This is a genomic window from Paenibacillus sp. FSL R5-0744 (assembly GCF_037972555.1).
Taxonomy (GTDB): domain Bacteria; phylum Bacillota; class Bacilli; order Paenibacillales; family Paenibacillaceae; genus Paenibacillus_AQ.
Genome location: NZ_CP150228.1, coordinates 3787605 through 3806553 on the forward strand (window position 1 = coordinate 3787605; position 18949 = coordinate 3806553).

An 18949-nucleotide genomic window follows, 5' to 3' on the forward strand; every position below is an offset into this window, starting at 1 on the left:
GCTTACAACCCATACCCAGCCTCACTTTATTGCACCTCTTCCAATTTTTATGTCATAGATAACCTGCTATACTACGAATCAGGCAAGCAAGACAGACAAACACAACAACAAAGACTAACACCTTGGAGGTAATACAACATGAATAAACAACAATGGATTAAAAAAGCGATTGTTATAGGAATGGTTACTACAATGGGCTTGGGTACAATGATGGCAACAGGCGTAGGCGCAACGAAAGTTGAAGCAGCTTCCGTATCTAAAGGTCAAAGCGTAGTGAATCTCGGGAAAAAATATATGGGAGTGCCTTACAAATTCGGTGCATCCACTTCTACTACTAAAGTTTTTGACTGCTCTTCTTTTACAAAATACATCTTTAAACAATATAATGTAACATTACCTCGTACATCCGTAGATCAATCTAAAGTAGGGAAAGCAGTATCGAAAGCTGACCTTCGTGTAGGTGATCTAGTATTTTTCTCCAGCGGTAGCAGAGCAAACGGTAAAAATGTAACTCACGTTGCTGTTTATGCTGGCAATGGCAAAATTCTGCACACTTACGGTAAACCAGGTGTTACGATTTCCGATCTTAACTCCGGTAATTGGAAAAAAACATATTTAAAGGCTCGCCGCGTACTGTAAACAACGACTCTGTAGAGTTCTAACTATAATAGAGAAATAGTCTCAGGATGTGGTGCCGCCTTCGGGCGCCCTCATTACATATCCTGTTCCGCGAACGGTGTGAATCAACTTGTTCCGGTGACCTTTATCCATTTTCAAACGGATATGTCTGATGTAAACATCTACAACATTGGTATCTGCGTGAAATTGGTAACCCCATACTTCCTTAAGTATCTCGATGCGAGAGCATATCATTCCTTGGTTCGCAGCGAGATAATACAATAGATCAAATTCTTTGGGTGTCATTTTTAACTCGATCCCGTCGCGACTTACAAACCTGCGGCTGGGATCGAGCATTAAACCATCGACTCTCAGTATTTGATTTAAATTTCGACGCCGTCCAGTAAGGGTTAACAAATTTAGAATTCTGTGTTTGAATTCACCGGTATGTAAAGGCTTTGTCATATATTCATTACCCCCGGCTGAGAACGCCGAAACTGCCCCAGTTCCAGATTCAGATTGTTCACCGGAAATCACCATTACCGGTAGTATCATCCCCTCAGCTCTTACAGCGGAAATTATGTCCCACCCTTCCCAAGTCCCCACCTCGCATAACTCAGCAAGCAGCAGTACCGGTTCTACTTTTGATATGGATAAGCGGAGATCCTCGGGATCTTCGCTTTTTGTTGCTTCAAGTCCAATATCTTGTAGCACACTTTCTATAACGGTTCGATCTTCTTCTCTACTACTGCTATCAACCATATACCATATTATTTGCTCAATCACAAAGTTCCCCCATATCCATATGACTTGCACCAGCATCACTGCGGTACGTATAGAATTCCCGGAAAACAAAAAGACCATTCCTAAGAAATGGCCTGAACACCTATTTACAGCTTCTTTATCCAAAATATCGATGATAAAAGCTCCGAGCAGCAGCAATATCTTTTGTTCCATGAATCAACGCTCTACCATCCGCAAAAATTACTAACCGATAAGGCCCTTCTATAAAAGAAACCAGATAAGCGTTGCTGTCCACGCTTCCGCTTCCTAAACGAGACAAACGATCCGCAGTTTCCTGCAAGTTAAGCTTCTGTGGTCTCGCAGGTCGAATTTGTACTGTATCCCTTCCACAAAGAACATCGCCTCGTTCGGTATTCGCTGCCATTAGATAGGGGTAGATCGGATGACTCCCACAAGAAGGGCAGTTTTTCTTTTTGGCAGCTTTCACTCCAATTTCATGGTATTCATTCCGCCACACATCAAACGTTAACAGTTTGTTTCTTAATTGATCTTTACGCTGACCTAGCAGTTTCAACGCCTCTGCCGTTGCATTTGCCGTAACTAGTTGTACTGCTTGCGGAAGTATACCTGCGGTATCACAGGTATCACCTCCTAGCGGTACTGTACCTAGAAGACAATGGAGACATGGAGTTTCTCCTGGCAAAATCGTATAGGTTATTCCATAACTGCCTACACATGCACCATAGACCCAAGGAATACCGTGCTTTTGCGCCATATCATTAATAATAAGCCGAGTATCAAAATTATCTGTACCATCCATGATCAGATCAACCCCTGAAACAAGCCCTTCCAACTCTTCGGCACGAACATCTATAACATAGGCTTCAATAACGACCTCAGAATTAATCTGTTGAAGTCTGCGCTGCGCAGCAGCAGCCTTAGGCATACGTTCAATAGCATCTACCTCTGTATAGAGCTGTTGCCTCTGAAGGTTACTCCACTCTACATAATCACGGTCAGCTAAAATAATTTTGCCTACCCCGCAGCGTACCAGCGTCTCTGCAATCCCTGTACCAAGCGCACCTGCGCCCACTACTAAAACACTAGACTGCGCGAGCCCTTCTTGTCCCTCTGCTCCAAATGGCGCAAATCGCACCTGACGAGAATAACGATCTTCACGACCATCTGTATGAATCATTCGGTTTCCCTCCCCGTATCCAAAAACCGGAGAACAGCAGATCGTCTGCTATTCCCCGGGAGTATGATGATTCTATACTTGTACTGCTGACCACTGTTCAACATCCCAAATTTTCGTAACCCAATCTTCATAGAAATCAGGTTCATGGGAGACGAGCAGGACTGTTCCCTTATATTCTTGCAATGCCCGCTTCAGCTCTGCCTTGGCAATAACATCAAGGTGATTGGTAGGTTCATCGAACAGAACCCAGTTACTCTCACGCATCAACAGCTTACAGAGACGGACCTTAGCTTGTTCGCCACCACTCAGCATGCTAAGCGGTCGGGTAATATGCTCATTTTTCAGACCACAGCGAGCTAGATGTCCACGCACTTCATTCTGAGTTAGACTAGAAAATTCATTCCAGACATCCTCAATAGGTGTAAGATTAGCTGCTTTCACTTCTTGTTGGAAATACGCTGAGTTCAGATAATCTCCTAGATAGGTTTTACCGCTATACGTAGGAATCACGCCAAGAATAGTCTTCAGTAGCGTCGATTTACCGACACCATTGCAACCAGTTATAGCGATCTTCTCTCCACGTTCAATGGTCATGTTCAGCATAGGAAGCAACGGACGGTCGTAACCAATCTCGAAATCAATGCCTTCGAAGACTGTTTTCCCGCTGGCCCGACTTTCTTTAAACTTAAAGGTAGGTTTTGCAGCTTCTTCTGGTCGATCAATTCGATCCATACGATCCAGCTGTTTCTCACGGCTCTTCGCCCGTCCAGATGTGGAGGCACGAGCTTTGTTACGCTGAATGAAATCCTCTTGTTTCTTAATAAAATCCTGTTGTTTCTCATAAGCATCTATGTGTTGGATCTTATTCATCTCGGCCATATTCAGGAATTTCTCGTAGTTCGCAGTGTATCGAGTAAGTTTACCGAACTCCAGGTGATAGACCACATTTACGACTTTATTCATGAATTCCGTATCATGAGAGATCAATATAAATGCATATGGATATTGCTTCAAATAGTTAGTTAACCAGTCAATATGCTCAACATCCAAATAGTTAGTAGGCTCATCCAGCAATAGTACATTCGGTTTCTCAAGCAGAAGCTTCGCGAGCAGAACCTTTGTGCGTTGACCCCCACTTAGTGAAGCGACATCACGGTCAAGTCCAATAACGGATAGGCCAAGACCATTCGCCATTTCCTCCACTTTTACATCAATAAGATAAAAATCTCCGATGTCCAGCTGTTCCTGAATGTCCCCCATTTGCTCGAGTAACATCTCTAACTCTTCAGGAGAAGCGTCGCCCATCTTTTCAGTTATAGTTAGCATTTCCTGTTCCAGCTCTAAAAGTGGCAAGAAAGCGTCCTTCAATACATCACGGATGGTTTTCCCTGGCGTTAAGATCGTATGCTGATCCAAGTAACCGTAACGGACGCGAGGCGTCCACTCTACTTTTCCACTATCCTTCAACAGTTTTCCAGTCAAAATATTCATAAGCGTCGATTTTCCTACGCCATTTGCTCCTACGATTCCTACATGCTCACCCGGTAGCAACCGGAAAGAAACATTTTTAAACAACGTCCGATCCCCAAAATTGTGGGAAACGTCTTCTACACTAAGTAAACTCATAAATTCTCCGCAAGCTCCTGTCTATACTTAAATAATGCGTAATAAGAAGAAACGACGTTGTCATCTTTTAAAGACGACAACCGTTTCTCGTAAAAATATAAGGATAAAGTATAGTGTGAAGCTTATACTTTCTTATATTTCAAGCAGAAACGTCTTCAGCGTCCCTGTAGGACGGTAAGCGTTCATGCAAGAAATATAAAGGTAAAGTATAGTGTAAAACTTATACTTTCTTATATTTTTCAAAACACGTATAAATATATATTTTAACACACTTTAATGCAACACTGAACTAAAAGTTAGTTGAGTAAAAAGAGGAAGCATAGAGAACCGCTTTATTCAGCCTTTCTTTTGAAAAAAACTACGGCTTTTCCCCTTACTGGGTACATCTAATACTCCCTCAAACATTTCATTGATCACTTCTACCAACTTCCCCTTAGGCTTGAATGGATCTTGCTGAAAAGGTAGTCCATAAATCTTATCTGTACCTATAGCGGTTTGCAACAGATGTACAGTTGAGGGTTCTGCGAGTGGTAACCCCACCCTCCAATTCGTTTCAGGCTGTAACCTTTTACGCCTAAGCCACACTAGTAAATCTTCGAGTCGCCAATCTGCACCAGAAGTAATTAGAATCGGCATATCGCTATATTTGAACTCATCAAGCGCCCCTTCATATTCCCCAACGCCAAGATCCAACACTACAAATTGATAATCCCCTCTCAGCAAATCAGCCATTTTTCCGTGAATAGGACGTTTCCAATAATGCACCCCTTTCCATGAAAAAGCAGATATCTCATCCTTGGATGCAACAGTTGTAATCTGTGTCTGTAACATGCTGCGAATGCGTTCATAAACCGATGAATCAGGAGAAAAATCAACCCATGCAGTTGCCCCCTTCTGCGCAAGTAAGCTGCTCACTGCGAATGAAGTATGTGTTGTTCCAAGACCTGAGGCAACTCCGAGTAAGGCGATAACGATTGCTTTACGCTTTTCTAGAGAATGTGGGACTAAAATAGTAAAATCATTTCCTCTATCCATTTCAGATTCCATACGAATTAGTGCATGTAGAACTGCTTCTGCATTCTGATAACGCTCCTCAGCGTGATGTCGTAATAAGCGTCTTATGATTGGAATAATGCCAGATGGCATATGGTTATAAAGCCTATTCTCCATCCCAAACTCCCATTGACTACATTGCCCTCCAGTTGCCATATAGAGAATTAATGCTCCTAGTCCATATAAATCGGATACCGGCTGACTCTGCCCACTTCCATATTGCTCAGGTGCCGCGAAGCCAACCGTACCAAGCTTAACCGTATCTTCAGAGAGACCGTGTTTGTAGCTTCGTGCGATCCCAAAGTCAATTAACATCAGCTCTTTTTGCAGTGTCAACATGATATTTGAAGGCTTTAGATCACGATAGATAATCGGTGGTTGATGACTATGCAAATATTGAAGGACTTCTAAAAGCTGTTTAGCCGCCTGAATGATGAAGTCACTTGGCAAAGGTCCGGGATTATCCTTCATTAGCTGACTCAAGCTCACACCTTCAATATAGTCCATGATTAAATAGGAATACCCTTCTCGATCTGGAAGATAGAAATCGACAATACGCGGCAATCGTGGGTGGTCTAGTGTAATTAACATATCGGCTTCCGCTTGGATGTCAGAATGCAGCTCATCTAAGCATAAGCTTTCTTTTACAGCCCATCGTTTACCCTTTAGACGCAAATCTTCCGCAAGATAAACATTACTCATCCCACCTGAACCAATATGGCCCGTAATTCTGTATCTGTCATCAATAACCTGTCCAATCTTAAGTTTCGTCTCAAAATACAAACTTACTCCCCCTTTTCGCAAAAAAAGAGAAAGCTTCCGCCATTAACGTTCTTACCGCAAAATACGGTCACGTTAATAACGGGATGCTTTCCCTTAGAAAATTAAGATTTGTTTGATTAGTATTTAATCATATAAAGTGTAATTTCATCACGATTATGGAATAGCTGCTTTGCACGCTGAATCTGCATGCGCTCCCCTTCAAACATCGCAATAATTTCTTTGATCATCGCAAGTGGTTTCTTATGCATCAGTTTTACGGTCACAATGGCCGTCCCACCCGGTGACAGACTGTGGAGTAACCCGGTTACTAGCTTCGCCATCAGCTTAGGACTCCAGCTCATATCGCACACGATAAGATCAAATTCATTGTCCCGGAATTTTACTTCTCCTGCGTTTTTACGAAGGATTTTCAAGCCCGGATAATTACGAAGGGACTCATGCATTAACGCAGGGTCAACAGCTGTAACCTTCATTCCACGTTCCAGTAAGAAAGAAGTCCACCCACCTGGAGAAGCACCAATATCTAACGCATTACGGAAACTGTAAAAAGGAATATCAAACTCCTTCTCGGCTTCCATTAGTTTAAACTTGGCACGTGAGATTTGTCCATCCTCCTTTCGGAAACGGATGGCACCGCCATTCCAGCTAGATAAATTCGCTTCTGGTCTGGACACACCTGCATATAAGGCATTCCCGTCTGCGTAGACTGAAATAACCCAGGCTGGATCTTGCACAGTAAATTCTGCGCCTAAGTTCTGCAATTGCTCTTGGAGCCATTCACGAAGTTCTCCTGGACTGTCCTGCCAAAAGGAAGGATCACCTTTACGAACATTTAGGGATATCTTTTCACCCTCAAGCTCAGTGTGGCGACTTAAATACACCGCCAAACGCTGTAGAGCTTCCATGGTTCCTTCATCCTGAAACTGAACAGGCTGTATATGACGCAGGAAAATGGGAAGATTCTGTGTGAGTAAGCGCGTTACTTCCTCTGGTTCACATTGCAATGTAGCCAGAAAGATTTCTCCTGGTAATAACAAGGTACTCTTCACAGCACCAAATAAACGGCGAAGCTCTTCTTGCGCATAAGGTGCAAAGCCGTGATTAGCTGTACAAATATATCGGGAATACACTTCTTCTTCCGGAGCAATGTTCTGCTCTTCGGTATCTTGTCTTAAATCGTTCAAATCGTTTTGCCTCCAGGTCTAATTTTAATCCAGGGACGACCGCTATCCCATTCAACATCAACAGGAATATCATAAGTGGCCAAGATCATTTCTTTCGTTAATACTTCTTCTTTCGGTCCAGATCCAGCTAGCTTACCCTCACGAATTAATGCAACATGCGTGAAAAGCGGGACAATTTCTTCCACATGGTGAGTTACGTATACTACAGAAACATTACGCTGTCTCAGCTTGTCTATTTCAGCCAGCATTTTTTCCCTTTCATATAGATCAAGGCCCGCACATGGCTCGTCCATAATTAATAGCTTAGGGTCAGCCATAAGACATCTTGCCAGCATAGCTTTTTTACGTTCCCCTTGTGACAAGGTCCCAAAAGGATGAAATGCCATATTGCCAAGATTCATATCTTCCAGCATGCTGATTGCTTTCTCTTTTACTTCGGTGGGGATCGTCTCGTAGAAACGTAAATAAGAGTAAGCACCTGTTGCTACGACTTCCCACACCGGATCATTTAATGACATCTTTTCCATCAAGGAAGGCCCGATATAGCCAATTTCTTTACGAACCTCACGTATATCACATTGTCCATATTTATAACCCAGCACTTCTACAGTCCCTTTGCTAGGAAACAAATAACCCGTCATCATCTCTAAAATTGTGGTTTTACCAGAGCCATTCCGTCCCAAAATGACCCAGTTCTCACCTTCTTTAACTTCTAGTGACACATCGTCCAAGATTAAGTTTTCTTCCCTGCGGAGAGATAAATGTTGTAATGAAATGATTATGATATAACACTCCTTATGTATTCCAGTACTCGCTCAACTGAAACCATGGAATAATAAACTTTCGGATCATCCTCCCGTTCTGCAGAAGCTACAAGTAGTGCAGGAACGCTCGTAATACGATATTGTTGTACCAAATTCGGCAGCATGTTCACATTGCCTGCAACCATTTGAAGATCAGCAGGCAATAGATGAGCCGCCACCTCTAACAACCGTTCAGCAGCCTTACAAGTACCGCACAGTGGAGTGTGTAAGAATACTACAAGCGGTTCTCCTGAACTCTTGAGCGCCTCCAGTAATTCCACTTCATTCATTACCTTCATTTCAAGTTCGTCTCCTCGGCGATATCGCGAAGCTTATCAGAACTTAGGGGACCATTTACCAAAAGCATCCCCTCAGGTTTAGCAGTATATAAGATCTCATACATTTCTTTTCGCCCCCACAGACTGGATGTGTGCAAATAGATTTCTCGGGGGAACAGTCCTTCCAGTACGATCCGTCTGGCAACTTCTCCACCCGAATAATCACCCGGCCCCATATCGTAATCCAGTGATAAAATATCCACCTCCCACTCACGCAGCATTAGAAGACATTCTTCCGTCGAACGAGCCAGAGCGAACCCTTTAGGTACCTTTCGAAGATCATCCATATAGATGTGAATCACAATTACGCCTCCGCTTCAAACCAACCACGCACAGTAGCAATTTCTTTTCGGTGACTGCCATCCGCACCCTTCTCCGTTTCCATGACAACAGCTGAGCTTCGTAAAAGCTTGGAGGACAATAAGCTTTTCAGCCCCTGCGCTCCAATATGTCCTTGTCCGATTCCAGCATGTCTGTCGCGTCTTGAGTCGAAAGGAAACTTAGAATCATTTAAATGAACAGCAACAAGATGTCGCCAAAATCCAAGTCGCTCTCCTCGTTCAAGGAAGGCTTCCGTTCGCTCAGGGTTCCAGATACCAGCTGCGTAAGCGTGACAGGTGTCCAAACAAAATCCTATTTTCTCCGGAAATTGGCTAAGCTCTCGAACTTTCACGAGTTCTTCAAGTGTAATCCCTTCATTTCCATGGTTGCCCGCTTGATTCTCTATAAGCAGCTTAGTACGTCCATCCCAGGACTGAAGCACATCATTCATACATTGTATAATATTTTGATAGCCTTGTAACGGCTCCATTCCACCAAAATGTCCAAAATGAACAACGATGCCTAATGAACCACAAGCTTCTGCAATCTCTAGATCATTTAAGAGAGAGGCTACATAAACCTTTCGTGGAGTAACATCATCTACACTAGCCGCCATGTTAATCCCATAGGGTGTGTGAGCAATCGAAGCAATCCCTTTGTCTTGGCAAAAGAGCGCACAATCCCTCGTATCTCTTACATCTACCTGTTTAAGTTTCAAACTACGCGGATTTTTAGGAAAATATTGAAAACATGTTGCACCGCTCTCCCAAGCGAACCGGGCAGCTCTCCCATAACCACCGCGAATGCTAACATGTGCCCCTATTTTGGGGCTATTCGTCATGCTGGCAGTTTGGGCAATAAAACACTTTGCGTCCAGACTGCTCAGTTTTAATAATCGTTCCCCCATCACGAAGACAAGACTCGCCTTCACGATCATACACTTTGCATTGATTATTATATGAACCTGTAATAGTATCCCCAGTCATAAACGGCTTTTCCATGTACCCACCAATTTCAGTCGCCTCAGTCAGTACTTTTTGGATGCTCTCATAAAGACGGGCTATAGATTCAGTTGTTAAATTTTGTACTAGTGCAGAAGGTAAAAGCCTAGCTTCAAAGGCAATCTCATCAGCATAGCAATTCCCGACTCCAGCCATCACATGCTGATTTACTAACAGGCTTTTGAGCGCACCTCTCCGTCCCTTTAATAATGCAGTGAATCTTTCCAGCGTCATCCGACGATCCAGCAGCTCAGGTCCAAGTTTACCCATTGTGGCTTCGCTTTCCTTCACCGACAGCAAATGTATATAGCCTAAGCGAAGTCCAATGAAGTAAAGGATATGATCTCCAAATGCGATTTCGACTTGTGTGTTACGATCCGGCCGTTCTTCCTCCGTGCCATAAAAAAGTATTCCACCAAGCATCAAATGTAGAAGTAGTCTTCTTCCATCATGTAGGTGAAACAAAATATACTTGGCACGCCGCTCAACAAAAACAACACGCGCACCGATCAATGCATTTCTAAAAGCTTCTGTTTCCATATTAATTGATTTTTCTCTGTTCACGATTACATCAGATATTGGCACATTTATAATATGCTGACTAAGCAGCTTTCTATAATTCTCCATTTCCGGCAATTCCGGCATAGCTCATCGTCCCTTCTAGGTTGGTGAAGTAATAAGATCCTAGCTATTATACACCGAGAAACGTTTTAAGTTCAGTTAAATCGGCACAAATTTCATCCGGTGAGATTCCGGTAAGGTTTTTATAGTGGTCAAGATTTTCTGCATTGGTTAATCCGGTAAATACAAGAACTGTACGACAGCCCGCATTTACTCCAGCTGCTATATCTGTACGCATATTATCACCGACAACCACTGCATGTTCAGGCTCGATACCAAGAAGATCTGTCGCAAATTTGATTAAATGGGATTCCGGCTTGCCAATCACTACCGGACTCACTCCACTAGCAGCCTCGATGGCTGCTCCGATCGTACCTGCGCCTGGCATAATGCCATCATCTGATGGCAGCATTAAGTCTGGGTTAGTGAGTACAAACTTTGCTCCTCCCAGAATCCAGCGCGAAGCTTGCGAGAGCGACGTATAGTTGAAGGAGCGATCGATGCCTTGCAGTACATAATCGGGAGAGTCTGTGACGATGCGGAGCCCAGCTTCGGTACAAGCCACATGCAAACCCTCTTCTCCAAGTATCGCCACTGCAGCCCCAGGTGATTCCTCAGCTATGTAACGTGCGGCCGCCATTGATGAGGTACATACCTCCTCAGCTTTCGCATCTATTCCCATTCCACATAAATGTGCAGCCACATTAGCCGCTGTACGCGATGAATTGTTGGTAACAAATAAAAAAGGAATGCCCGCTTCACGCAGACCTTTAATCAGTAAATCAGCACCAGGAATCATTTTATGCCCATGGTATAACGTACCATCTAAGTCAATCAATAATCCTTTAATCTGTTCCATTATAAATCCCTCTATTTCCATAAGAAATTTAATTAATGTCATAAATGAATAATAGTATTAATAAACATTTAACCTAAGCCCAGCTTGGATTTAGAATGTTTAATAATACTTTTTGTTGGCGGTATTGCCCGATTGTTTTCGGCAAGATTTCCAGCCATTCGTACCTCTTTCACGCTGTAATTACTTTAAATCTAACACACTTCGTCGAATGAAATCGAACGAGAGACTCATCCAGCATTTTTTAGCATAGCACTGTCATTTCCTGCGCTTTCCCGGAAAATAATCATTTCCCCAATTGCCCGTTTTGTCTTCGATATATTGGATATGTGCCGAATTCCTCCGCTAATAATGTCTCTGGAAAAATGAGTTCAGCTTCTTCCAGCAAAGGAATCAACTCTTCAGACGAACTGTAACGAGAGCTGAAATGAGTCAACAATAGTTGGCCTGCATTGGCTTCCTTTGCTAGCTCTGCAGCTTGACGTGCGGTACTGTGATGGTATTGATACGCCATTTCTGCCAGATCATGAGCAAAGGTTGCTTCATGAACGATAAGGTCTGCATGAAGGGAGAGTTCTAAAGCTCCTGAACAAGGTCTTGTGTCTCCCAAGATCGTAACAATACGCCCTCTTTTAGGTTCTCTAACGACATCAGCAGCGCAGATACGAACACCGTCATCCGTTATAACATCTTCACCTTTTTTTAATTTTCCATATAACGGTCCAGGCTTTAAGCCATAACTCTTTAGTAATTCCGTATTGAGGCTCCCAGGACTATCCTTTTCCGTTACCCGGTAACCATAGCTATCAATACGATGCTCTAATAATGCTGCCTCCACTTTAAAACCATCATCCTCAAATACCGTTCCTCCTGTATGCTCGACAATCTCAATCTTGTATGGAATTCGGGATTGGCTCACAGCTAAGGATATATCTAAGTATGCCTTCAATCCAGGTGGACCATAAACCGTTAAAGGAGAAGTCCCTCCCTGATAACCACGACTAGATAATAAACCTGGAAGACCAAATAGATGATCTCCGTGTAAGTGTGTAATAAATAGCTTTTCCAGCTTCCCTAGGCGAATCGGTGAGCGAAGAACCTGATGCTGAGTACCTTCCCCGCAATCGAACATCCAAATGCTACGGCGTTCTTCCAGAAGTCTTAATGCAATCGAAGTTACATTGCGTTGTATAGTTGGTACCCCTGCATTCGTACCTAAAAAATATAATTCCATCCCTCTTCCTCCCTTCTTCTTATTGGCTGAACTATCTCTTGTCTATTCTAAACGTCCTTCTTCCAGCAAAAAACCCCCCAGTTACGGGAGGTTCCGCTGAAAGGGATACAATCCCCCTACAGACCGGGTGTATAAATGAAAGAATTACAGCTTCTCTACATTAAAATACTGCGCTTCTGGATGAGCGAATACCATCGCCGAAACGGAAGCCTCAGGTTCCATCATAAAGCCTTCTGTAAGGTGAACACCGATATCCTCTGGGGATAACAGTTTAAATAGTGGTCCTTGATCTTCCAGATCTGGGCATGCAGGATAACCAAAGGATACACGAATCCCTTGATATCTTGCCCCATGTCTTTGTTTCATGGTCATATCTGCAGGATCTGGGAAGCCCCATGTATCACGCATCATGTGATGAACACGCTCCGCTAATCCTTCTGCTACTTCCAGCGCTACAGATTGTAACGCATGTGAGCGTAAATAATCTCCATTATCCTTAAGGGCTGTAGAGAGCTCACGAACACCGTGTCCCGCAGTTACCACGAGGAATCCAACATAGTCCATCATTCCACTGTCGACCGACTTCAAAAAGTCCGCTAGACAGAGATAAGGCTCAACACCTTGTCTTGGAAAAGTAAAGGTATGCAGAATCTCGGCTGTATTCTGTGGATTATACACGATAATATCGTTACCACTTGATTGTGCCGGAAAGAATTGATACATCGCATGAGGAGTAATCGTACCTTCCAGCATCGCTTGATGTAGAATGTCATCGACAGTACCTTTCAACTCCACAGTCCGCTCATCACCAGCAGCTAATTGCGCCTCTACAGAACCTCGTAGCCCCAGATGGTGACCGAGCAGCATTTGCATGTTCACATAAGGGATAATATGCCCCAATGGATAATTACGAATGACATGGCGCTCTAAATCGGGTGGAACAAATACAGGTGCATCTGGAGAAATTTTGGAGCGTACAGCTCTAGTCAGCGTAGGAAGCTCTTGCTTAGGAGCAACTGCCACTGCGGATTCTGCTTCCACTCGAATTTCCTCGGCAATTTTCTCCCGTTCAACAGGATTCATAAGCCGATTAGCAATATCGAGTCCATCCATAGCATCCTTAGCATATAATACCAGCCCATCATATTCCGGCCGGATACGTGTTTTGGTGAACTTGCGAGTCAAGGCAGCACCACCTACCATAATAGGCACATCAATCCCAGCCGTGCGTAGGTCTTGCGCAGTCAGCACCATCTGCTGTGCCGATTTTACGAGTAGTCCAGACAATCCGATCGCATCGGCTTTTTCACGACGAAACGCTTCGATAATGGTCTCAGGTGGTACTTTTATACCCAAATTAATGATCTGATAACCATTATTGGATAAGATGATCTCCACCAGATTCTTACCTATATCATGCACGTCGCCTTTTACAGTTGCCAGCATGATCTTACCTTTTACCGATGTCTCATCCTTCTTCATAAACTGCTCTAAATGACCAACAGAAGCCTTCATTACTTCAGCGCTTTGCAGCACCTCAGCAACAATCAACTCATTGTTATTAAACAGCCGTCCAACCTCTGACATCCCGGCCATTAGCGGGCCATTGATAATCTCCAAAGGTCCTGATTTGGTAAGCGCCTCATTAAGGTCTGGAATAAGTCCTTCTTTGGTGCCTTCAACAACATATGAAGCCAGACGCTCTTCTAGTGACAGGTTAGAAATTTTCTCTTTTTTCTCAACCTTTTTCCCTCGGAAGGCGGCTACAAAAGCAGCAAGCGTGTCGTCATTCGTATTATAAATTAATTCCTCCGCAAGACGACGGTCTTCAGCAGGAATAGACGCATAACGTTCTACCTTCTCGGTATTTACGATCGCATAATCCAATCCAGCTTTAGTGCACTCATAGAGGAATACTGAATTCAGCACTTCACGTCCTGCTTCCGGTAATCCAAAGGAAACGTTGCTGATCCCCAAGATCGTATGAACACCTGGAAGTGCTTCTTTGATTAAACGAATCCCATCAATAGTTTCTTTAGCAGAGCCAATATATTGTTCATCTCCGGTTCCTACAGGGAACACAAGCGTGTCGAAAATAAGGTCTTCTCCAGCTAATCCGTATTTGTTCACTAGTAAGTCGTAGGAGCGTTTGGCAACTTCCAGTTTGTCCGTAGCCTTAATTGCTTGTCCTGTCTCATCAATCGTACCCACTACGATAGCTGCGCCATACTTATGAATCAATGGAGTGACCAGCTCAAATTTTTCTTCACCATCTTCAAGGTTAATTGAGTTAATTATCGCCTTACCTTGACAGTACTGTAACGCCAGGTCAATAACCTTCGGATCGGTAGTATCGATCATCAAAGGAACTTTAACCTTTTTTACAACTAATTCTAGAAACAGCTTAATATCTTCAATCTCATCACGGTCCGGATCTTGCACGCAGACGTCGATAACTTGAGCACCACTCTTCACCTGTGCACGGGCAATTTCTGAGGCTTCCTCATATTTACCTTCGACGATAAGACGTTTAAACTTACGCGACCCTAATACATTCGTACGTTCACCAACCATGTATGGACGGTTGTCGTTCTCAATATATATAGGTTCAATCCCAGAAAGTGCCGGTGGATGATTTCCTGCAAGCGGACGTGGAGGGAATTGTGAAAGTGCCTCCGACATAGCACGGATATGTTCCGGTGTCGTTCCGCAACAACCTCCCGCAATGTTAAGCCATCCCTTTTCTGCAAACGCAGCAATTTTACGCGCAAGAGAATCAGGAGATTCATGATAATGCCCATTCTCATCTGGCAGCCCAGCGTTCGGATAACAACTCACAGCCGCTGAAGAGATTGCAGAAAGTGAACGAATATGATCACGCATGAACTCTGGACCCGTCGCACAGTTCAGACCTATTGAGATAGGCTTCAGATGTTCTAAAGAAATATAGAATGCTTCAATGTTCTGACCAGCAAGTGTGGTACCCATCGGCTCTATTGTTCCCGAAATCATCACTGGCAATTTGATACCCGTCTTCTCAAATGCATTTCGAATACCTATACTTCCAGCTTTCACGTTCAGCGTATCCTGAGAGGTCTCTAGCAATAACGCATCTACTTGACCATCAATCAATGCCACTGCCTGTTCCTCGTAGCTATCAACGAGCTCTTGGAAAGTCACGCCTCCCGTAACAGAGAGTGTCTTTGTTGTAGGACCCATCGCACCTACAACATAGCGGGGACGATCTGGTGTATCATATTTATCAACGGCATTACGGGCTAGCTTTGCTGCAACCAGATTAATTTCTCGAGCCCGCTGCGGAATATCATATTCAGCAAGTACAACAGACGTTGCACCAAATGTATTCGTTTCAATGAGATCAGCACCTGCTTCAAGATACTGCTCATGAATCGTCTGAATTACTTCTGGACGAGTTAATACTAGCATTTCATTACAGCCGTCCAATTCTTCCCCACCAAAATCCTCACCTGTCAGAGGCACCTGTTGGATCATTGTGCCCATTGCACCATCTAAAATTAATATTCTTTGTTGTAAGCTTTCCTCAAGTGTATATTTAGCCAACGTATAGTCCCCCCAGTAAAACATTAGAGTAAGTTTAGCAGAATAAAGGAATTTCGAAAAGCCTTCCTTTCCACTCTGCATTATCTGTAATCATAGGAATTGCAATTCTTTTAATTATGGTTTTACAGAGAGTTCTTTATTAGGCATAGAATGCTGAGTTCTAGCAGTTACGTGTGATGTAACGATATATTGTCCTTCTTTCGTTAGTGTTCCCTCTGCTTGATAGATTCCATCACTGACTAGCTTCCCTTTAAATTCAATTTTCTGTTCACTATCATCTTTACTCACAATTTCGAACAGAACCTCTTTCGCATCATCTACTGCCAAGTTGTCTTGCGTCACCACTGCTTCAAAGGTCACCTTCTGATTTACAACAACCTCTTCAGGATTCCAATGTAACTCGACCTTGATAGGTTCCATAGACATGTCCATGTTCATATTCATATTATGTACGCCAGAATGTTTAGTTTGGTCTGATGAACATCCTCCCAATACTAAAAGTGTTGCACCTAATAATAAAGGAACTATTGTTCTTGAAATCTTCATTTAGATTCCTCCCAGTCGAATTGATTACTAAGAATCTACCAATTCATGTTATACATTCTCCATCTATTATACACATTATTATTGGTTTTTCAGTATTTCGCATCAATTCAGTTAAACTCTTGTGACTTAAATCATATACTAATAATTCTCATCTATCATATTAAATATGATGTAGATATAAAAAAGACAGCAAGTCGCCTAGATACCTAGGAACTCACTGCCTTCTTAAAGCTTAAATGAATGAAATTTTATAAAGATTGGACTAATGAAAGAAGCTCTCCAAGATGTTTGATTTCATAATCCGGCTGAATTTCCGGATCTGGCTGTTTGCCTTTTCTATTAATCCAAACTGTAGTCAAACCTGTTGCCAGCCCACCACGAATATCCGTTGTAAGCTTATCTCCGACCATAACTCCTTGCTCAGGTGCAATATCTAAAAGTTCTAGGGCATGCAGAAAAATTTCCTTATCCGGCTTTCCTTTTCCGAAGCTTCCAGAAATCACGATGTGATCAAAGAAAGGAACGATTTCAGGTACGCCATCTAGTTTCTCTTGTTGCAATGCAGGGCATCCATTAGTCAGAAGCAATAGCTTCACTTTTCCCTTCAGTTCTTCAAGCACCTGAATCGTTTCTTCATAGATGTAAGGTCGATTTCTACGCTCTACTGCGAATTTGGCAGCTAATGTCTCAGCAAGAGCTTCGTCCTCTACACCAAGTGCTGCAAGACCACGACGCCATGCCTCTTTACGATATCCCGGTGCAAGCTGCTCCAATTGACGGAATTCCGGCTGTTCACCTGCAGTAAAGTTCCCCCAAAGTGCTTCAAACGGATTAATCCCAATCATCTTTGTAAACGGGTTCGTTTCGTAGGATTCATATAGTCCAATGGCTTCTTTACGCACCGCAAGTTCCAGTTCTTGTGGATCAATCGTATCCCCAGCGGCTTCACATGCAGAACGAAATGCTTCATTAACGCTCCGATCATCCCAGAGCAGTGTATCATCAAGGTCAAATAGTACGGCGGAAATTGGCATTACAGGTCTCCCTCTCCCATGGCTGGTTAATTTCTATTCGTGAACTACTTCAATCTGGTGAGCTTTTGCGAATGCTTCCAGTCGAGTCCCCATTGCATTGGTATCATAACGATTCATAAGTCTGGTAAAAATCCATTTCGTGCGTTTGCCTTTATGCTTAATTACAACAGCTCCACGCGAAAGGATGATTTTCTCAATATCAGAAGCTGGCAGATAACGTTCGCGGTTGAATTTTATAGTAGATAGTCTAGCATTCTCTACCTTCAAGTACGGACGTCGGAAGAACAGAAGTGCCGCTAGTAAGTAGTACAAAACGACTCCTAGCCAGTTCATAAGCATACCATTACCTTTGGCTTGGTCCACTGAACCAATCATCCAAAACATAGTACCAAGCACTAATAACACTACTGGAAATGCAATGTTACGGCCTTTAAAGGTTTCGCTGTTCTTACCAGGAGATTTAGATTTAGATGCGTAAATCGTTTCCTTCCCCTGTTTCTTTCTTTGCTTATTAATTTGCTGCGTGTTGCGTTGAACCATTCTTTCCCAAGAACGGGCCATATGCGTTCCCCCTAGTCATCCAGTAATATCTATGAAAAGGAACAGGGTGTTAATGCTTACGCCCCTTGTTACCTTGTTCATGCTCATCATTATCGACCAATTCAATCGTATTCAATTGTGCTCGGAAGTTATTGCGAATATTCCCCAAATAAATTTCACGAAGCTTGGCGCGTTCCGCCGTTTCCTCTTGATTAAGGCCTACGCTCTTCTGTTTGCGTGCCAATTCGTTAATACGCGCGACCAACTCATCAATATTCAAAACTTTCCCTCCCCTTATAAATTAATTCTAACTCTGCCATGAGAAAAAGAGCTTGTCAAGGTTTACTCCCTGCAAGCTCTTCATGTCCTCTTATTATGTTCTTAGAATATTAATAAATAGGTAAAGTGAGAATATCTCCAGCATTAATCTGACTACCTTTAATGCCATTGGATTTTTTAATTCCTTCTATATATACAGCCGTTTTCATATCAGAAGGTTTATTCTCAAGAGCAATACTCCAAAGTGTATCTCCACGTTCAACCACTACGCGCTTCTCATCCTTCATTAAAGTAGTAGATCCTGCAAATACATTACCTACTACTGTAAGTCCTGATAGTACGAGCACAATGATCAATGTCAGTTTAATAACAAAATCTCTTCGGAACAAACGCATCAAGCCTTCAAGCAAAAGCTCTGTAATTTCTTTAATCTGAGCTGAATAACGGGTAATAGGATTATGTCCTAAAGATTCAACCACTGGGGCTTTATCGTAGATGCTGCGGTATGTACTGTATTTTAACATGAATATCATCCTCCAAACACTTGTTCTTACTTTTGAAATTATAATAACACGAACATGTGTTTTG

Annotated in this window: 19 protein-coding genes; 1 reads left to right on the plus strand and 18 read right to left on the minus strand. The window is 43.0% G+C overall.

Annotation, left to right across the window (positions count from 1 at the left end; genetic code table 11):
* Positions 1 to 138 precede the first annotated feature (138 nt).
* Positions 139 to 639, plus strand: a complete 501-nt coding sequence (locus MKY19_RS16565; RefSeq protein WP_339241593.1) for a C40 family peptidase — start codon at positions 139 to 141, stop codon at positions 637 to 639.
* Positions 640 to 681: 42 nt separating this feature from the next.
* On the opposite strand, the gene MKY19_RS16570 is transcribed toward MKY19_RS16565, so the two are convergent.
* From MKY19_RS16570 to MKY19_RS16655, 18 genes are all read right to left on the minus strand, one after another.
* Positions 682 to 1575, minus strand: coding sequence for a response regulator transcription factor (locus MKY19_RS16570; RefSeq protein ID WP_339796148.1), 894 nt, complete (start codon positions 1573 to 1575; stop codon positions 682 to 684).
* On the minus strand, positions 1520 to 2560 hold the full coding sequence (locus tag MKY19_RS16575; RefSeq protein WP_339796152.1) for a ThiF family adenylyltransferase: 1041 nt from the start codon (positions 2558 to 2560) through the stop codon (positions 1520 to 1522). Before MKY19_RS16575 ends, MKY19_RS16570 begins: the two co-directional genes overlap by 56 nt.
* Before the next feature lie 72 nt (positions 2561 to 2632).
* Positions 2633 to 4186: an ABC-F family ATP-binding cassette domain-containing protein gene (locus MKY19_RS16580; RefSeq protein ID WP_042188823.1), complete on the minus strand. Its 1554-nt coding sequence runs from the start codon at positions 4184 to 4186 to the stop codon at positions 2633 to 2635.
* A 336-nt stretch (positions 4187 to 4522) separates the two neighbouring features.
* Positions 4523 to 6022: a protein kinase gene (locus tag MKY19_RS16585; protein WP_339796155.1), complete on the minus strand. Its 1500-nt coding sequence runs from the start codon at positions 6020 to 6022 to the stop codon at positions 4523 to 4525.
* Positions 6023 to 6138: 116 nt separating this feature from the next.
* Positions 6139 to 7206 carry an SAM-dependent methyltransferase gene (locus MKY19_RS16590; protein ID WP_339796159.1) on the minus strand — a complete coding sequence of 356 codons (1068 nt, stop codon included), beginning with the start codon at positions 7204 to 7206 and terminating at the stop codon, positions 6139 to 6141.
* Entirely contained in the window at positions 7203 to 7985 is a 783-nt protein-coding gene (locus MKY19_RS16595; RefSeq protein ID WP_339804364.1) for an ATP-binding cassette domain-containing protein, read from the minus strand. The genes MKY19_RS16590 and MKY19_RS16595 overlap by 4 nt, the downstream gene beginning before the upstream one ends.
* Positions 7985 to 8308 carry a thioredoxin family protein gene (locus tag MKY19_RS16600; protein ID WP_339796161.1) on the minus strand — a complete coding sequence of 108 codons (324 nt, stop codon included), beginning with the start codon at positions 8306 to 8308 and terminating at the stop codon, positions 7985 to 7987. Before MKY19_RS16600 ends, MKY19_RS16595 begins: the two co-directional genes overlap by 1 nt.
* Entirely contained in the window at positions 8305 to 8649 is a 345-nt protein-coding gene (locus tag MKY19_RS16605; RefSeq protein WP_339796163.1) for a cyclic-phosphate processing receiver domain-containing protein, read from the minus strand. Before MKY19_RS16605 ends, MKY19_RS16600 begins: the two co-directional genes overlap by 4 nt.
* Before the next feature lie 2 nt (positions 8650 to 8651).
* The gene (locus MKY19_RS16610; protein WP_339804367.1) at positions 8652 to 9509 is read right to left on the minus strand and encodes a deoxyribonuclease IV; all 858 of its coding nucleotides are present in this window, start codon (positions 9507 to 9509) and stop codon (positions 8652 to 8654) included.
* Positions 9499 to 10314 (minus strand): DNA-formamidopyrimidine glycosylase family protein, encoded by an 816-nt coding sequence (locus MKY19_RS16615; protein ID WP_339796165.1) that lies wholly within the window; start codon positions 10312 to 10314, stop codon positions 9499 to 9501. Before MKY19_RS16615 ends, MKY19_RS16610 begins: the two co-directional genes overlap by 11 nt.
* 46 nt (positions 10315 to 10360) lie before the next feature.
* Positions 10361 to 11149, minus strand: coding sequence for an HAD-IIA family hydrolase (locus MKY19_RS16620; protein WP_076298751.1), 789 nt, complete (start codon positions 11147 to 11149; stop codon positions 10361 to 10363).
* Between the two features lie 283 nt (positions 11150 to 11432).
* On the minus strand, positions 11433 to 12380 hold the full coding sequence (rnz, locus tag MKY19_RS16625; protein ID WP_076298752.1) for a ribonuclease Z: 948 nt from the start codon (positions 12378 to 12380) through the stop codon (positions 11433 to 11435).
* 144 nt (positions 12381 to 12524) lie between these two features.
* Positions 12525 to 15962 carry a methionine synthase gene (gene metH, locus MKY19_RS16630; RefSeq protein WP_042188840.1) on the minus strand — a complete coding sequence of 1146 codons (3438 nt, stop codon included), beginning with the start codon at positions 15960 to 15962 and terminating at the stop codon, positions 12525 to 12527.
* A 114-nt stretch (positions 15963 to 16076) separates the two neighbouring features.
* Positions 16077 to 16508, minus strand: a complete 432-nt coding sequence (locus MKY19_RS16635; protein ID WP_052404319.1) for a FixH family protein — start codon at positions 16506 to 16508, stop codon at positions 16077 to 16079.
* 248 nt (positions 16509 to 16756) lie between these two features.
* Positions 16757 to 17542, minus strand: coding sequence for an HAD-IA family hydrolase (locus MKY19_RS16640; RefSeq protein ID WP_339265085.1), 786 nt, complete (start codon positions 17540 to 17542; stop codon positions 16757 to 16759).
* Between the two features lie 33 nt (positions 17543 to 17575).
* Positions 17576 to 18103, minus strand: coding sequence for a hypothetical protein (locus MKY19_RS16645; protein ID WP_042188843.1), 528 nt, complete (start codon positions 18101 to 18103; stop codon positions 17576 to 17578).
* Between the two features lie 49 nt (positions 18104 to 18152).
* Positions 18153 to 18362, minus strand: a complete 210-nt coding sequence (locus MKY19_RS16650) for a DUF896 domain-containing protein (RefSeq protein ID WP_042188845.1) — start codon at positions 18360 to 18362, stop codon at positions 18153 to 18155.
* A gap of 109 nt (positions 18363 to 18471) precedes the next feature.
* Complete coding sequence (locus MKY19_RS16655; protein ID WP_339265088.1) at positions 18472 to 18885, minus strand: LysM peptidoglycan-binding domain-containing protein; 414 nt, start codon at positions 18883 to 18885, stop codon at positions 18472 to 18474.
* Positions 18886 to 18949 lie beyond the last annotated feature (64 nt).

Excerpts from the sequence above, each read along its gene's own strand:
- MKY19_RS16565 (WP_339241593.1), top strand. The coding sequence starts at position 139 with ATGAATAAACAACAATGGATTAAAAAAGCGATTGTTATAGGAATGGTT.
- MKY19_RS16570 (WP_339796148.1), bottom strand. The coding sequence starts at position 1,575 with ATGGAACAAAAGATATTGCTGCTGCTCGGAGCTTTTATCATCGATATT.
- MKY19_RS16575 (WP_339796152.1), bottom strand. The coding sequence starts at position 2,560 with ATGATTCATACAGATGGTCGTGAAGATCGTTATTCTCGTCAGGTGCGA.
- MKY19_RS16580 (WP_042188823.1), bottom strand. The coding sequence starts at position 4,186 with ATGAGTTTACTTAGTGTAGAAGACGTTTCCCACAATTTTGGGGATCGG.
- MKY19_RS16600 (WP_339796161.1), bottom strand. The coding sequence starts at position 8,308 with ATGAAGGTAATGAATGAAGTGGAATTACTGGAGGCGCTCAAGAGTTCA.
- MKY19_RS16610 (WP_339804367.1), bottom strand. The coding sequence starts at position 9,509 with ATGACGAATAGCCCCAAAATAGGGGCACATGTTAGCATTCGCGGTGGT.
- MKY19_RS16615 (WP_339796165.1), bottom strand. The coding sequence starts at position 10,314 with ATGCCGGAATTGCCGGAAATGGAGAATTATAGAAAGCTGCTTAGTCAG.
- MKY19_RS16620 (WP_076298751.1), bottom strand. The coding sequence starts at position 11,149 with ATGGAACAGATTAAAGGATTATTGATTGACTTAGATGGTACGTTATAC.
- rnz (WP_076298752.1), bottom strand. The coding sequence starts at position 12,380 with ATGGAATTATATTTTTTAGGTACGAATGCAGGGGTACCAACTATACAA.
- MKY19_RS16635 (WP_052404319.1), bottom strand. The coding sequence starts at position 16,508 with ATGAAGATTTCAAGAACAATAGTTCCTTTATTATTAGGTGCAACACTT.
- MKY19_RS16640 (WP_339265085.1), bottom strand. The coding sequence starts at position 17,542 with ATGCCAATTTCCGCCGTACTATTTGACCTTGATGATACACTGCTCTGG.
- MKY19_RS16645 (WP_042188843.1), bottom strand. The coding sequence starts at position 18,103 with ATGGCCCGTTCTTGGGAAAGAATGGTTCAACGCAACACGCAGCAAATT.
- MKY19_RS16655 (WP_339265088.1), bottom strand. The coding sequence starts at position 18,885 with ATGTTAAAATACAGTACATACCGCAGCATCTACGATAAAGCCCCAGTG.